The sequence below is a fragment of the Pseudomonas sp. LBUM1679 genome (assembly GCF_059695565.1).
Window position 1 is genome coordinate 3,675,640 of the sequence record NZ_CP166774.1, and the last position, 15,516, is coordinate 3,691,155.

Consider the following 15,516-nt stretch of genomic DNA (forward strand, 5'->3'; position numbering starts at 1 on the left):
CAGTTCAGGAGCATAGCGATGAGTACCGACGATAAACGCATCCGCGAGTTTGCCTATCAGATCTGGGAATCTGAAGGAAAACCCGAAGGCCACGAAGCCCGTCATTGGGAGATGGCCCGCAAGCTGGCTGAAGCCGAAGCCCTGTCACCGAACAAGTCGTCGAAAGCCGCTGGCAGTAAAGCGGCCGCGACCAAGACAGCGCCGAAAAAGCCCGACGGCAAGTTGATTAATGACAAGTCGCTCGATGGCAAGGGCGCTGAGCCGAAAACCAAGGCCAAGGCCAAGCCGGCCGCGGCATCATCGGTGGTCCCGCCCGGCGAAAAAGCCACCGTGAAGAAGCCTCGCGCCGCGCGTAAACCTCCCGCGGTCTAACGCTTCCTTACTTGTCCTGAATGATTGAATGCGTGGCGAGCTCCCCGTCGCCACCGAGGGCTCGCTCGCCCTCGAAAAACGCCAGAGCCAAGAATTGTCCCCCCTTTTGCAGGAGCATGTATGAGCAGTCCAAAGAAATCCGCGCCAGAACCTCACGTCGAGACGCCATCGCGAATCCGTGAAGGTTTGCCCTTCCCGCTGGGCGCGAACTGGGATGGCCTGGGGGTCAATTTCGCCTTGTTTTCCGCCAACGCCACCAAGGTTGAGCTGTGCATCTTCGATGATGCCGGTGAAGTCGAGCTGGAACGCATCGAGTTGCCGGAATACACCGACGAGATCTACCACGGCTACCTGCCCGATGCGCATCCGGGGCTGATCTACGGCTACCGCGTCTACGGCGCCTACGATCCGGCCAACGGTCATCGCTTCAATCACAACAAATTGCTGATTGACCCTTATGCCAAACAATTGGTCGGCGAGTTGAAATGGTCCGAAGCCTTGTTCGGCTATACCATCGGCCACCCCGACGCCGACCTCAGCTTTGATGAGCGTGACAGCGCGCCCTTCGTGCCCAAATGCAAGGTGATCGACCCGGCCCACACCTGGGGGCACGACCATCGTGTCAGCGTGCCGTGGGACAAGACGATCATTTATGAGACTCACGTGCGTGGCATCAGCATGCGTCATCCCTCCGTCCCCGAGAGCCAGCGTGGCACCTTCGCCGGGTTGATGGTCGATGACGTGCTCGAACACATCCGCAAGCTCGGTGTGTCGACCGTGGAATTGCTGCCGATCCATGCCTTCGTCAATGACCAGCACCTGCTACACAAAGGCATGACCAATTACTGGGGCTACAACAGCATCGCGTTTTTCGCCCCCGACCCGCGTTACCTGGCCAGCGGCAAGATCGCCGAATTCAAGGAGATGGTCGCGCACCTGCACGAAGCCAATCTCGAAGTGATCCTCGACGTGGTCTACAACCACACCGCCGAGGGCAATGAACAGGGCCCGACCCTGTCCATGCGCGGCATCGACAACGCCTCGTATTACCGCTTGATGCCCGACGACAAACGCTACTACATCAACGATTCCGGCACCGGCAACACCCTGGACCTGAGCCACCCCTGTGTGCTGCAGATGGTCACAGACTCCCTGCGCTACTGGGCCACGGAAATGCACGTGGACGGTTTCCGCTTCGACCTGGCGACCATTCTCGGCCGTTACCACGAGGGCTTCGACGAACGCCACAGCTTCCTCGTCGCCTGTCGCCAGGACCCTGTGCTGCGTCAGGTGAAAATGATTGCCGAACCGTGGGATTGCGGCCCCGGCGGTTATCAGGTCGGTGGTTTTCCGCCGGGTTGGGTCGAATGGAACGATAAATTCCGCGACACCGTGCGCGCGTTCTGGAAAGGCGATGACGGCCAGCTCGCGGACTTCGCCAGCCGCATGACCGCTTCCGGCGAGATGTTCAACCAGCGGGGCCGGCGGCCATACGCCTCGTTGAACTTCATCACCGCCCACGACGGTTTCACCCTCAACGACCTGGTCTCGTACAACGACAAGCACAACGAAGCCAACGACGAGGACAATCAGGACGGCAGCAACAACAACCTGTCCTGGAACCACGGCGTCGAAGGCCCGACTGACGATCCCGAGATCAATGAACTGCGTCAGCGCCAGATGCGTAATTTCTTCGCCACGTTGCTGCTGTCCCAGGGCACACCGATGCTGGTGGCCGGCGACGAATTCGCCCGCACCCAGGAAGGCAACAACAACGCCTATTGCCAGGACAGCGAGATCGGTTGGGTCAACTGGGACCTGAGCGAGGACGGCAAGGCGCTGCTCAAGTTCGTCAAACGCCTGATCAAGCTGCGCCTGGCCTACCCGATCCTGCGCCGCGGGCGTTTTCTGGTGGGCAATTACAACGAAGACATCGGAGTCAAGGACGTCACCTGGCTGGCGCCGGATGGCAGCGAGATGACCATCGAACAATGGGAAGAAGCCCATGGCCGCTGTCTGGGCATGCTGCTTGACGGCCGCGCCCAGGAAACCGGGATCCGCCGCAAGGGCGGCGACGCGACCCTGCTGCTGGTGGTCAACGCTCACCATGACGTGGTCAACTTCCTGCTCCCGGAAGTACCCGATGGCAGTTTCTGGACCTGCATGATCGACACCAACCAACCCTCCATTCGCGGTCAGGAACGCTTCGAGTTCGGCCACGAGTACTCGGTCACCGGGCGTTCGCTGCTGCTGTTCGAATTGCAGCGTGAGGACGACGAGTGAAATGGACCTCCAGGGTTTTCTGCATCGCCAGTCGCCGGACTACGCTGACACTCAAGCGCTAGGCCGGTGCCTGCGGGCGCTGGTGGAGGCGGGTCTCGATCAGCTGCCTCTGCCCGGCAGTGGCCGGACCCTGGAGCGGTTTCAGGCGCTGGCCGAGGTCGGCGGGCATGATCTGGGGTTGTGCAAGTTGTACGAGGGCCACACCGATGCGCTGGCGATCATCCAGCAACTCGGTGGTTCGCCAACACCGGGCAGTACGTGGGGCATGTGGGCCGCCGAACCGCCCCAGGCGCGGGTACACGTCAGCTCACACGGCCGCTCGGTTGTACTGAACGGACGCAAGGCCTGGTGTTCGGGGGCGGCGGTGTTGACCCACGGCTTGCTGACGGCCTGGGACGAGCAGGATCGGCAGCAACTGGTGGCGGTGGCGCTGGATCAACCCGGCGTGACCCTCACCGATCAAGGCTGGCACGCCGTCGGCATGGGCGCGACCGGCAGCGTCGACGTGCTGTTCGACGGCGCCCAGGCGCACGTCATCGGCGATCCCGGCAACTACCTGCAACGCCCCGGCTTCTGGCAAGGCGGGATCGGCATTGCCGCTTGTTGGTACGGTGCCGCCCGGGGCATTGCCGAACGTCTGCGCAGTCACTGCGCCCACCGCGAAGAACCCCATGCCCTCGCCCACCTCGGGGCCGTCGACAGCGCATTGCAGGCCGCTGCCGAGGTGCTGCGCGGCAGTGCCCTGAGCATCGACGCCGCACCCCTGGACGACGCCGAACTGCTGGCCCGTCGCGTGCGGGCGGTGGTCGAACACAGTGCCGAGCAGGTCATCCGGCATGTCGGACACGCCCTGGGTGCCGGCCCCTATTGCAAGGATCGCCAATTCGCCCGGCTAATCGCCGACCTGCCGGTGTTCCTGCGTCAAAGCCACGCCGAACGAGACCTTGCCGCGCTGGGACGACAGGTCATCAACGGAACATGGAGCTTATGAAAACCAATCCAATCGTCGGCCAGGGTACGCCCCTGCACCTGTGGCAAACGTCCAGCCACCTGGCGCAGCTACCGGTGATCGACATCCTGACGCTGGTACCGCAAGGGTCCCGGGCCGTCATCGTCGCCCCCCATCCGGACGATGAAGTGCTGGGTTGTGGCGGCTTCCTGCAACTGCTGGCCGCGGCGAATCGTGCGCTGCAGTTGATCTCGGTCACCGATGGCAGCGCCAGCCACCCGGGGTCCGAGCGCTGGCCGGTGGAACGGCTGAGCGCGGTCCGCCCGCAGGAGTCCGCCGAAGCCCTGCGCCGCCTCGGCCTGCCGCTGCACAGTCTGAAATGGTTGCGCGGCGGGTTCGCCGACAGTCGGGTAGCGGCGCGAGAAGCCGAGTTGAGCGCGTTCATCGAACGCCACCTGTGCCCCAACGATGTGGTGTTTACCACCTGGCGTGAAGACGGTCATTGCGACCACGAGGCCGTGGGTCGTGCCAGCGCTGAGGCGGCCCGACGCGTCGGGGCAACCCTGCACGAACTGCCCGTCTGGACCTGGCATTGGGCAACCCCCGATGACAGTGGCGTGCCCTGGCACCGGGCGCGGAAAGTCTTGCTCACGCCGCATCAGGTGGCGCGCAAGCGGCATGCCGTGCACGCCTTCGCCAGCCAGTTGGAAGGCGACCCGCACATCGGCTTGCCGCCGGTCCTGGCCCCCTATGTGCTGGATCGATTGCTGCAACCGTTCGAAGTGGTGTTTCTATGAGCGTCGAGGATCGCTACTTCGACGGCTTGTTTGCGGGTAATGACGATCCCTGGGCGTTCCGTGATCGTTGGTACGAACAGCGCAAACGTGCCATCACCCTGGCCGCGCTGCCCCGGCCACGTTATCGCGCCATTTTTGAGCCGGGGTGCGCCAATGGGGAACTGAGTGCCGACCTGGCCACCCGCTGCGACCGCCTGTTGTGTTGCGACACCGCAGCCGCCGCGGTGACACTGGCCCGCACGCGTCTGAGCCTGTTCGAGCATGCCGAAGTCCGTCAGAGCCGCTTGCCAGGCGATTGGCCGAACGAACAGTTCGACCTGATCGTGCTCAGCGAAGTTGGCTACTACCTGGACGCCGCAGACCTCAAGCACCTGATCGAGCGCGCCGCACAATCGCTGACCGCCGACGGCCAACTCCTGGCCTGTCACTGGCGCCCGCCGATCGATGGCTGCCCGCTCAATGCCCGACACGTCCATGACCTGCTCCACGAGCATTTGCACTTGCCGCGCCTGGTCCTGCATCAGGAGGCCGATTTCCTGTTGGAACTGTGGAGCCGCGAACCCCGTTCGGTAGCGGCTCTGGAAGGCTTGCGATGAGTGATGCCTGATCCGACGTAAAGATCAAAAGATCGCAGGCTTCGCCAGCTCCTACATTGACCGTGGTGATTGCAGATATTTGGGCATTCCCGGCGCCTCGTAGGAGCTGCCGCAGGCTGCGATCTTTTGATCTTCAGCACGTATTGCGCGATACCTGGCGAGAAAAATGATTCACCAACGGATCAGGAAGATAAAAACGTACCAGATGGGACATCGACGCGACGTATCGCCTGTCATGAGCAATACTCTGCTTTCGGCAATCCAGGATTTGGAGCGCTGCACATTGCAACCAGACAAGGATGTAGCCCCGATGAAACCTGTTTCCATCAATGAAAGCAGCCAGCCCGCACAGATCTGGAACAGCGCCCCTCAGCTGGACACCATCCCCGTCATCAACACCGAAACCCTGGTTCCCGCCGGCGCGCGTGCCGTGGTGATCGCGGCACATCCCGGCGATGAAGTCGTGACCTGCGGCGGCTTGCTGCAGTTGCTCAGCGCCCTGGGACATCCCCTGCAATTGATTTCGATGAGCGGCGGTAGCGCCAGCCATCCGGGGTCGCAGCAATGGTCGGAGAAACGCTTGAGTGTGTTTCGCCCCCAGGAAAGCGTCGAAGCCTTGCGCCGGCTGGGGCTACCGATGCACAGCCTGAAGTGGATTCGCGGCGGCTTCACCGACAACGCCCTGGCCGGACGGGAGCTTCAATTGACTCAATTCATCGCCCGTTACTTGCGGCCCGGTGATGTGGTGTTCAGCACCTGGGGCGAGGACGGCAATGATGACCATGGGGCGGTTGGCCGGGCCAGTGCCAAGGCTGCCGCGATGGTCGGTGCGACATTTCATGAAGTACCGCTGCGGGCCTGGCACAGGCCTACCCGCGATCGCGCAATGATTCCCTGGCACCGCGCGCGCAAGATCCGTCTCGACACCTGGACCGTCGCGCGCAAAAGCCACGCCACTCATGCTTACGCCAGCCAGCTCGACGGTGAACCGGCCATCGGCCTCGCCCCGCTGCTGCCTCGCGTACTGCTGGAGCGGATTCGCTTGCCCTATGAAATCGTCTTCGTCTAACCCAACCCCAATCCAACTGTGGGAGCGAGCTTGCTCGCGAAGGCGGCGGTACATTCAATATTGATGTGCCTGACAGACCGCATTCGCGAGCAAGCTCGCTCCTACAGGATTTGGCGCTTACCACAATCCATCTGTACTCCGGTGATCCCTGTAGGAGCTGGCTTGCCAGCGAAGGGGCCCTTGAAGCCTTGCATCGCCCATGACGACGCCTTCGCTACGGTGCGGCGATCCGACAAGCCGGCTCCTACAGGTGTACGCGTACGGCGTAGGAGCTGCCGCAGGCTGCGATCTTTTATCGATTTACGGCATGAAATTGATTCCGCGACGAATCCCGCTGAACTGCCCGCCCCCGCATCAGTCGCATGCATAAGCAGCCCTGAATCAGAGGAGTGAACGTGAGCAGCGATTTCAAGCCGCAGGCCGTCGAATCCACGCCGTTGGACACGCCACCGGTGGTTCATCGGCTGAGAATACTCACCGTCAACACCCACAAAGGTTTTACCGCGCTCAACCGACGCTTCATTCTCCCGGAACTGCGCGAAGCGGTGCGCAGCACCTCGGCGGACCTGGTATTCCTGCAGGAAGTCGTCGGCGAACACGGGCGTCATTCCTCTCGGTTCAACAATTGGCCGCAAACCTCGCAACACGAGTTCCTGGCCGACAGCATGTGGAGCGACTTCGCCTACGGCCGTAATGCGGTCTACCCCGACGGCCACCACGGCAATGCCCTGCTGTCGAAATACCCGATCCGCGAATACCGCAACCTCGACGTCTCGATCACCGGCCCCGAACGCCGCGGCCTGCTGCATTGTGTGCTGGATGTGCCGGGGCACGCCGAGGTCCACGCGATTTGCGTGCACCTGAGCCTGCTGGAAAGTCATCGCCAGTTGCAGCTCCAACTATTGTGCCAGCTGCTCGAATCCCTGCCTGACGAGGCCCCTGTCATCATCGCCGGCGACTTCAACGACTGGCAGCTCCAGGGCAATGCTGCCCTCGTGCGCCGCGACTACCTGCATGAAGCCTTCGAACGCCATCATGGCCGGCCTGCGAAAACATATCCGGCGCGGTTCCCGCTGCTGCGCCTGGACCGGATTTACCTGCGCAACGCCAGCAGTCATGACCCGCGGATATTGGGCACCAGGCCGTGGACACACCTGTCGGATCACTTGCCGTTGGCGGTCGAAGTACACCTCTGAAGCCCCGCATTTAGCTGGCCTACCTGTTATTTGTGACAGTAGTCGCACTGTCAATCCAGGGCAGCATCACGCCGTTCACCGCTGGCCAGCGTGCAACCTTGAGCAACGCCGGGGTGATCGACCTGAGCAGCGGCAATACCCGCACCAGCGACACCTTGACGGTTCAGGGCAATTACGCGGGCAACGGTGGTCAGTTATTTTTACAAAGTGTGCTGGGTGACGACAATTCCGCGAGCGACAAACTGGTGATCAACGACGGGACATTGACGGGCAATACCCTGATTTCCGTCACTAATCTTGGCGGCGCAGGAGCCCTGACCCGTCAGAACGGCATCCAGTTGGTGCAGGCCCAGGGCACGGCCATCAGCACCAACGATGCCTTCGCACTCAAGAGCGCGGTTTCGGCCGGCGCTTTCGACTACCGCCTGTTCAAAGGGGGCATTACCGCCGGGACTGAAAACAGTTGGTTCCTGCGTTCGGCCGTTGTCGCGCCAGCGGTGACCACCCTTCCCAACCCTGATCCGGGCTTGCCGCCGATTACGGTTCCGGTGGTTGCCACACTGGTAGCGGCTCCCGCCCCGTTCGGTGGCCCCGAGCTGCCAGCGTTGCCAGCCGCTGTGCCAGGTACCGCGCCGATTGCCCTTTACCGTCCGGAAGTCCCGACCTGGTCCGTGCTGCCGCCGGCTGCCGCACAATTGAGCCTGGCGGCTTTAGGCACATTCCATGATCGCCAGGATGACGGTATTTCACAGGTGTCGTTCGACTCCGACAGCGCCTGGACCGGACGCCTCGGGGCGCGGCTCAAGGGTCGCTACTCAGTCGGCGGCCAGCCACTGGAACCTTACCTGCGCGCCAACCTGTGGCACACCTTCTCCGGCACCGACAGGGTCACGTTTGACCACGCCGATCAAATCGAGACGCAGCAGAAATCCACACAGGCTGACGTCGGCGTCGGGCTGATCCTCAGCCTGGCCCCGTCGGTCAGCGTCTATGCCAGTGCCGATTACAGCAGCAACATCGACAGCACCCAGCAGCGTGCCATGTCTGGCAATGCGGGTCTCAGGGTTAGCTGGTAGCGTTGCGCCGGGTTTACAGTTCGCGCTTTTTTGACGATCTGACGAACAAACAAGAGGTTAGAGAAGCGCCATAATTCAGTCACTTATAGCCCCTAAAAATACCAGTACCACTCATCGGCCAATTTCTTGACGCAATGTCAAGGGTCTTCTTAGCTACACCTTACTACCCCCGGAACCATACCAGGGGCAAGCCTTCAGGCACCCGCGACAACGGGCGGCCAGAGGTTTGCCCAACCCATTCGGTCGCCCCTCATTCGGGGTAGGAGAGAGACGCCAAAGCGAGATAAGGCATGCTATTGCAAGGAAGACCGCCATGAAAAAGTCACTCAGCCCACAAGAGATCAAATTCACGTTTTGCACGGTCTCGAGTTCTCTCCTGCTGTGCTCGGCCATGGGGGTCCACGCCTCGCCCGAGGATGAAAAAACCGCCTGGTATGACCAGGAGGTCCAGAGGCTGACCTTGCCCCCCCTCGCTGCAGCCGATGCTGGCCGCTTCAATGCCAATCCTGACTTGCGCAGTTCCCACCTCACCGTTGAAGACGCCGCGCCGTTGGCCTGGGATCAGCTTTACGGGCAGGCATCGCGGCAGGCACAAACCGACTATCTGGCCCAGGGCTATTCCATCCCGGACGCCAACACCCTCAAAGGCCCGGCGATCCTCACCCTGCAAAATGGCAGTGGCCATACCCAGCGGGTCGGACTGATCGGCGGCACGAGTCAGTTCCAGGGCAATAGCAACGGCTTGCTGACCAGTCGCGCCCTTGCCGACCCCCACACCGAAACCCTCAACCTGCAAGGCGAGAGCCTCGGCGCCTATTGGAGCCTGACCGGCCCCCAAGGCTGGCACGTGGACTTGAGCGCCAGTGGCGGCCGGGTCAGCGGTTACAGCCGTGACGGCCAGGGCGCCCGGCAAGCGGCCGAAGGCAGCGCGGTGACGCTGTCGGTGGAAGGTGGTTTCCCGATCGGCCTGAGCGAAAACTGGGTGGTTGAACCCCAGGCGCAATTGATCAATCAACGGATCACCCTGGACACCCCGAACCAGGACTCAAGAGATCCGTCGTCCAGCGACCTGACGTCGTGGAGCGGTCGGGTCGGGGCAAAGTTGAAAGGCAGTTACGACATCAATGGCCTGCCCGTCGAACCTTACGTGCGGACCAACTTGTGGCACACGGTGTACACCGGCAATACGCTGACGCTTGATCAAGTCGACAAGATCAGCAGCAGCCGCTATTCATCGTCCGTCGAAGTGGGGTTGGGTCTGGTGGCCAGAGTGACGCCTGCGGTGAGCCTGTACGTCAGCGCCGATTACAGCAGTGATGTGGATGACAATGATTTGAATGGGTTGATTGGGAGTCTTGGGGTGCGGATGCGGTGGTGATAGTTGATTTCAAGAAGTGTGTTGCCTGGTCTGGCCCTGTGGCGAGGGGGCTTGTCGGGACGCCGCATCGCCCCGTTGGGTCGCGAAGCGGCCCCAAAAAAGGGGACTGCTGCGCAGTCCAACGGGGCGATGCGGCGTTCCGACAAGCCCCCTCACCACAGGGTGTTAGATCAACCTTCCGGGCGCAACATCAACACCGCCAACGGCGGCAGATTCAACACCAGCGACAGCGCCTGCCCATGGCTTGGCTCATCCTCGGTAAATGCCCCGCCGCTATTGCCATAGTTGGAGCCGGCATAAGTCGCCGAATCGCTGTTGATCACCTCGGTCCAGCGCCCGGCAAACGGCACGCCAATGCGATAAGCCTCGCGCGGCACCGGCGTGAAGTTGGCCACTACCAGCACCGGCCGCCCGTCCTTGCTCCAGCGCATGAACGCGTAGACGCTGTTGACCGCGTCATCACCGATCAACCACTGGAAACCCTGCGGCGCGTCGTCCTGCTCGTGCAGTGCCGGCTCTTCGCGGTACAGCCGATTGAGATCGCCGACCAGTTTCTGCACGCCCTTGTGTTCCGAATACTGCAGCAGGTACCAATCGAGTTGCTGGTCGTGGTTCCACTCCCGCCACTGGCCGAACTCGCAGCCCATGAACAGCAGCTTCTTGCCCGGATGCCCCCACATGAAACTCAGGTACGCCCGCAAGTTGGCGAATTTCTGCCAGCGATCGCCCGGCATCTTGTCGATCAGCGAATGCTTGCCGTGCACCACTTCATCGTGGGAGATCGGCAGGATGAAGCGCTCGGACCACGCATACACCAGGCCGAAACTCAGTTCGTTGTGGTGATGGGCGCGGTACACCGGATCCTGCTGGATGTAATGCAGCGAATCGTGCATCCAGCCCATGTTCCACTTGTAGTCAAAGCCCAGGCCACCCTGTTGCGTGCTCTGACTGACACCGGGCCACGCGGTGGACTCTTCGGCGATCACCAGTGCGCCGGGGGCTTCGAGGTCCACCACATCATTGAGATGACGCAGGAAGTCGATGGCTTCGAGGTTCTCCCGGCCGCCATGCCGGTTCGGTACCCACTCGCCGGCCTTGCGCGAGTAGTCGCGATACAGCATTGAGGCCACGGCATCGACCCGCAGGCCATCGACGTGGAAATGCTTGAGCCAGTGCAGCGCCGACGCCAACATATAGCCGTGCACTTCGGTGCGGCCCAGATTGTAGATCAGCGTGTCCCAATCCTGGTGGAAGCCTTCCTGCGGATTGCCGTATTCGTACAGCGCGGTGCCGTCGAACTGTGCCAGGCCGTGGGTATCGGTAGGAAAATGCGCCGGCACCCAATCGAGGATCACGCCGATTTCAGCCTGGTGACAGGCGTTGACGAAGGCCGCGAAATCGTCCGGCGATCCATAGCGGGCACTCGGGGCGAATTGCGAGAGCAATTGATAACCCCATGAACCGCCGAACGGATGTTCCATGATCGGCATCAATTCGATGTGGGTAAAGCCCAGTTCCTTGACGTACGGAATCAAGCGCTCGGCCATTTCATGCCAGGTGTACTGGCGGGCTACTTCTCCCAGGTCATCCAGCTCGCACTGCCAGGACCCGACATGCAGTTCGTAGATCGACAGCGGCGCGCTCGGCCGATGACGGTCGCCGCGCGACAGCATCCAATCCTGGTCCTGCCAGTCGACGTTCAGCGGTGAAGCGACTTTCGACGCGGTGTCCGGCGGCAGCGAGGTGGCCAGGGCCATCGGGTCGGCCTTGAGTGGCAGAATGCCGTGGCTGCCGAGGATTTCGTATTTGTAGGCCTCCCCCGCCTGCATGCGCGGGATGAAAACTTCCCAGACGCCGGTGGGATGGCGCAGACGCATGGGATGGCGGCGACCGTCCCAGTTGTTGAAGTCACCGACCACCGACACCCGCCGGGCGTTCGGTGCCCATACGGCAAAGCGCACGCCGTCGACACCGTCGACTGTCTTCAGTTGCGCACCGAGGCAAGCACTGAGATCGCGATGGTTGCCCTCGGCGAACAGGTACAAGTCCATCTCGCCGAGCAACGGGCCAAAGCTGTAAGGGTCTTCGGACAGTTGTTCGCCACCGGCCCAGCGGGTGCGCAGCAGATAAGGCTGGCTCCTGTCGAAGTGCCCGACGAACAGCCCCGGTGTCTGGGTCGGTTCAAGGTTGCCGAGCTCCTCCCCGGAATCCTTGGCCACTACCTGTACGCTCAAGGCGTCCGGCAGATAGGCCCGAATGAATTGCCCGCCGGCGCCATCGCCGTGGGGGCCGAGAATTGCAAAAGGGTCCTGATGCTCGGCACGTACCAGAGCATCGATATCCCGTGCCTTGGGCAGCAACGCTTCTTTAGCGTGACCCTGATCCCTGTTCGAGAAACTCATGACTACTCTCCATCAAAATCGGAAAAGGGTTTAAGCCCACTCAATAGCCCATACAAACCGTGCAGTGGCACGGGCAACCATGTGGGGCGATTTTCAGCCTCGTACGCCACCTCATAAGCCGCCTTCTCCAGACCGAACAACGCCAGCGCGGCGTCCTCGCCTTCCGGATCTTGCCACGCATGAGCAAGACTAGCTGCAGCCAGCCGATAAGCGTCGATAAATGCTTGTCGTGCTTCACTTAAATAGCGTTCGGCGACGCGCTGGCGAGCGGCCTGGGCCAGGTCGGTGTTGTCGACGTTGTGCACGTTGATCGTCATCGCGGCAGCGTAGTCGAAGGAACGCAACACTCCACTCACATCTTTATAAGGACTGTGCTTGCCACGTCGTTCGTGCAGCGGCCGCGCCGGCTCGCCTTCGAAGTCGATCAGGTAGGCGTCACCCTTGATCACCAGCACTTGCCCGAGATGCAAGTCGCCATGGACGCGGATCCGCAGGCCACCGGCGGCCTTTTTGCCCAATTCCTGGACGTGGCTGAGGACGGCTTTTTTGTTGTCCAGTAAACGGCTGACCAGGGTTTTGTCCGCTGAGTTCAGTTCGCCTTGATGTTGCTTGAGCAACTTGAAGGCGTTTTCCAGCTGCGCCGCCACATCCTTGGCCGAGGCCAGCGCCTCTTTCTGGGTGGTGACGTGCGGCGCGAAGTCCGGGTTGTCGGTCGGTGCCGCCAGCACCTGGTGCATTTCCCCCAGACGCTGGCCGAGCATGCCGGCGAAGTCCCTCAGCTCGCCGAGAGCGTTGTAGTGCTGTTCCTGCTCGGACATGGCGTCGGCCAGTTCATCGCGCAATGCCCGTTCCAGGTTGTTCTGGGTCCATTCCCAGGCATCCCCCTGATTGCTCAGGTACCCCTGGGCAATCATCAACAGATTGTCCTCGCCCGCCGCATCGCGGCGAATCACCGAGCCCAGCAGCGGCGAAATATTGGCGAAGCCGGCCTCGGTCAGGTACGCGCTCATTTCCAGTTCCGGGTGCACGCCCGAGGCGACTTTACGGATCAGCTTGAGCACCATGCTGCTGCCGACCACCACCGAGCTGTTGGACTGCTCGGCGGACAGGTAACGCACCTCCGGCTCAGCCGCGAGCCCCAGCTTGTCCAGTTCGTCGGTGGCTTCGAACCGGATCTCGCCGCCATCCGACGGCAACAGGGTGTTGTTCTGCATGCCCTGCACCACCGTGCGGATGAAGTTTTCCAGGGCGAACGCATCGGTGATCAAGCCGACCTGCGGCCCGCGTCGCACCCGCGACAGCGCCAGTTGCTGCGGCAAGGCGGGGCCGACCTGATCATCGGCAATGAAGCCGAACGGCAATTGGTAACGGCTGGTCTGGCCGCCGCTGGTGACTTCGATTTCACTGAGCAGCACCGGATGCTGCGCGTCGCCGAAGCGCACGCCATAGGCCAGGTGGACCTTGTCGATGGCCGCGTCCTTGCCCGCGAACCAGCGGCGGTTTTGCAACCAGTTGGGCAAGATGCCCTGCTCCAGCGTGCCGCGTGACGGCGCTTCGAGCAGTTCTTCCATGCGTTTCTTCAATACCAGGGTCGTGAAGTCCGGAAGGCTTTGCGCCGGTTCTACGTGCCAACTGGGCATTTGATTCTCCGCTGCGAGTCCAAACCAGTAAAAACCGTATGGCGCCAGGGTCAGCAGGAAATTCAACTGGCCGATCGGCGGGAAGGCGTTACCGCCCAGCATCTCCACCGGCACCATGCCAGCGTAGGCGGACAGGTCCAGCTCCGCCGCTTGCGCACTGCGCGAGACGTTGGCGACGCACAGGATGATTTCGTACTTGCCGTCCGGCCCGCTGTATTCACGGGTATACGCGAGGATCCGGCGGTTGCTCGGTGAGAGCATTTTCAGGGTGCCGCGCCCGAAGGCCTTGGACTGCTTGCGCACGGCGAGCATGCGCCGCGTCCAGTTCAACAGCGAGTGCGGGTCGCCGGCCTGGGTTTCGACGTTGACCGACAGGTAGCCGTATTGCGGGTCCATGATCGGTGGCAGCACCAGGCTCGCCGGGTCGGCGCGGGAGAAACCGCCGTTACGGTCGATCGACCATTGCATCGGCGTGCGCACACCGTCGCGGTCGCCGAGGTAGATGTTATCGCCCATGCCGATTTCATCGCCGTAATACAGGGTCGGCGTGCCGGGCATCGACAGCAGCAGGCTGTTGAGCAACTCCACGCGGCGGCGGTCGCGCTCCATCAACGGCGCCAGGCGGCGGCGGATGCCCAGGTTGATCCGCGCCCGCCGGTCGGCCGCGTAGTAATTCCACAGGTAGTCGCGCTCCTTGTCGGTGACCATTTCCAGCGTCAGCTCATCATGGTTGCGCAGGAAAATCGCCCACTGGCAGTTGGCCGGAATTTCCGGGGTCTGGCGCAGGATGTCAGTGATCGGGAAACGGTCTTCCTGGGCCAGCGCCATGTACATGCGCGGCATCAACGGGAAGTGGAACGCCATGTGGCACTCATCGCCATTCAGGCCTTTGGCGTCGGTGTCGCCGAAGTACAGCTGGGTATCTTCCGGCCATTGGTTGGCCTCGGCCAGGAGCATGCGGTCCGGGTAGTTGGCGTCGATTTCGGCACGGATCTGCTTGAGGACGTCGTGGGTCTCGGGCAGGTTTTCGTTGTTGGTGCCGTCACGTTCGATCAGGTACGGAATCGCATCCAGACGCAAGCCATCGATACCCATGTCCAGCCAGTAGCGCATCACCGACAACACGGCTTTCATGACTTGCGGGTTGTCGAAGTTCAGGTCCGGCTGGTGCGAATAGAAGCGGTGCCAGAAATACTGGCCGGCCACCGGATCCCAGGTCCAGTTGGACTTCTCGGTGTCGAGAAAGATGATGCGGGTGCCGTCGTATTTGTGATCGTCATCGGACCAGACGTAGAAATCCCGTGCCGCCGAACCTTTCTTGGCCTTGCGTGCGCGCTGGAACCAGGCGTGCTGATCCGAGGTGTGGTTGATGACCAGCTCGGTAATCACCCGCAGGCCGCGTTTGTGGGCCTCGGAAATGAAACGCTTGGCATCGGCCATGGTGCCGTAATCGGAATGCACGCCACGGTATTCGGCGATGTCGTAGCCGTCGTCGCGCCGTGGCGATGGGTAGAAGGGCAACAGCCAGACGGTATTGACGCCGAGGTCGGCAATGTAATCGAGTTTGGCGATAAGACCGGGAAAGTCGCCGATCCCGTCATTGTTGGAGTCGAAAAACGATTTGACGTGAACCTGGTAGATCACCGCGTCCTTGTACCAGAGCGGGTCCTTGATAAAGGTGGCTGCCTTGGGTTTCTTCGCCATTTGAAACTCCTGTTGAATTCAATAAAGCCACTTAGGCGCAACACCCCCACATCC

10 protein-coding genes and 1 pseudogene are annotated in these 15,516 nt (G+C 61.8%); 9 read left to right on the forward strand and 2 right to left on the reverse strand.

Annotation, left to right across the window (positions count from 1 at the left end; genetic code table 11):
• The first annotated feature begins 18 nt into the window (after positions 1 to 18).
• The 9 genes and pseudogenes from ACA062_RS16710 (at position 19) to ACA062_RS16750 (ending at position 9,716) form a co-directional block, all read left to right on the forward strand.
• On the forward strand, positions 19 to 372 hold the full coding sequence (locus ACA062_RS16710) for a DUF2934 domain-containing protein (RefSeq protein ID WP_497452092.1): 354 nt from the start codon (positions 19 to 21) through the stop codon (positions 370 to 372).
• A 120-nt stretch (positions 373 to 492) separates the two neighbouring features.
• Entirely contained in the window at positions 493 to 2,655 is a 2,163-nt protein-coding gene (glgX, locus tag ACA062_RS16715; RefSeq protein WP_497452093.1) for a glycogen debranching protein GlgX, read from the forward strand.
• A gap of 1 nt (position 2,656) precedes the next feature.
• A complete protein-coding gene (locus tag ACA062_RS16720; RefSeq protein ID WP_497452094.1) occupies positions 2,657 to 3,646 on the forward strand; it encodes an acyl-CoA dehydrogenase family protein in 990 nt (329 codons plus the stop codon).
• Positions 3,643 to 4,401: a PIG-L deacetylase family protein gene (locus ACA062_RS16725; protein WP_497452095.1), complete on the forward strand. Its 759-nt coding sequence runs from the start codon at positions 3,643 to 3,645 to the stop codon at positions 4,399 to 4,401. Before ACA062_RS16720 ends, ACA062_RS16725 begins: the two co-directional genes overlap by 4 nt.
• Positions 4,398 to 4,997 (forward strand): SAM-dependent methyltransferase, encoded by a 600-nt coding sequence (locus ACA062_RS16730; protein WP_497452096.1) that lies wholly within the window; start codon positions 4,398 to 4,400, stop codon positions 4,995 to 4,997. The genes ACA062_RS16725 and ACA062_RS16730 overlap by 4 nt, the downstream gene beginning before the upstream one ends.
• Before the next feature lie 310 nt (positions 4,998 to 5,307).
• Positions 5,308 to 6,066 (forward strand): PIG-L deacetylase family protein, encoded by a 759-nt coding sequence (locus ACA062_RS16735; protein WP_497452097.1) that lies wholly within the window; start codon positions 5,308 to 5,310, stop codon positions 6,064 to 6,066.
• Between the two features lie 395 nt (positions 6,067 to 6,461).
• Positions 6,462 to 7,262, forward strand: coding sequence for an endonuclease/exonuclease/phosphatase family protein (locus ACA062_RS16740; protein ID WP_497452098.1), 801 nt, complete (start codon positions 6,462 to 6,464; stop codon positions 7,260 to 7,262).
• A gap of 50 nt (positions 7,263 to 7,312) precedes the next feature.
• Positions 7,313 to 8,338 (forward strand): annotated as a pseudogene (locus ACA062_RS16745) (autotransporter outer membrane beta-barrel domain-containing protein); the annotation flags it as partial.
• Positions 8,339 to 8,651: 313 nt separating this feature from the next.
• Positions 8,652 to 9,716, forward strand: a complete 1,065-nt coding sequence (locus tag ACA062_RS16750; protein ID WP_497452099.1) for an autotransporter domain-containing protein — start codon at positions 8,652 to 8,654, stop codon at positions 9,714 to 9,716.
• Positions 9,717 to 9,886: 170 nt separating this feature from the next.
• Here the strand turns inward: ACA062_RS16750 and glgB are convergent, their stop codons facing one another.
• Both glgB and treS read right to left on the reverse strand, forming a co-directional pair.
• A complete protein-coding gene (glgB, locus tag ACA062_RS16755; protein WP_497452100.1) occupies positions 9,887 to 12,118 on the reverse strand; it encodes a 1,4-alpha-glucan branching protein GlgB in 2,232 nt (743 codons plus the stop codon).
• A 2-nt stretch (positions 12,119 to 12,120) separates the two neighbouring features.
• The gene (treS, locus tag ACA062_RS16760; protein ID WP_497452101.1) at positions 12,121 to 15,462 is read right to left on the reverse strand and encodes a maltose alpha-D-glucosyltransferase; all 3,342 of its coding nucleotides are present in this window, start codon (positions 15,460 to 15,462) and stop codon (positions 12,121 to 12,123) included.
• Positions 15,463 to 15,516 lie beyond the last annotated feature (54 nt).

Excerpts from the sequence above, each read along its gene's own strand:
- ACA062_RS16725 (WP_497452095.1), top strand. The coding sequence starts at position 3,643 with ATGAAAACCAATCCAATCGTCGGCCAGGGTACGCCCCTGCACCTGTGG.
- ACA062_RS16735 (WP_497452097.1), top strand. The coding sequence starts at position 5,308 with ATGAAACCTGTTTCCATCAATGAAAGCAGCCAGCCCGCACAGATCTGG.
- glgB (WP_497452100.1), bottom strand. The coding sequence starts at position 12,118 with ATGAGTTTCTCGAACAGGGATCAGGGTCACGCTAAAGAAGCGTTGCTG.
- ACA062_RS16720 (WP_497452094.1), top strand. The coding sequence starts at position 2,657 with ATGGACCTCCAGGGTTTTCTGCATCGCCAGTCGCCGGACTACGCTGAC.
- ACA062_RS16710 (WP_497452092.1), top strand. The coding sequence starts at position 19 with ATGAGTACCGACGATAAACGCATCCGCGAGTTTGCCTATCAGATCTGG.
- treS (WP_497452101.1), bottom strand. The coding sequence starts at position 15,462 with ATGGCGAAGAAACCCAAGGCAGCCACCTTTATCAAGGACCCGCTCTGG.
- ACA062_RS16750 (WP_497452099.1), top strand. The coding sequence starts at position 8,652 with ATGAAAAAGTCACTCAGCCCACAAGAGATCAAATTCACGTTTTGCACG.
- ACA062_RS16730 (WP_497452096.1), top strand. The coding sequence starts at position 4,398 with ATGAGCGTCGAGGATCGCTACTTCGACGGCTTGTTTGCGGGTAATGAC.
- glgX (WP_497452093.1), top strand. The coding sequence starts at position 493 with ATGAGCAGTCCAAAGAAATCCGCGCCAGAACCTCACGTCGAGACGCCA.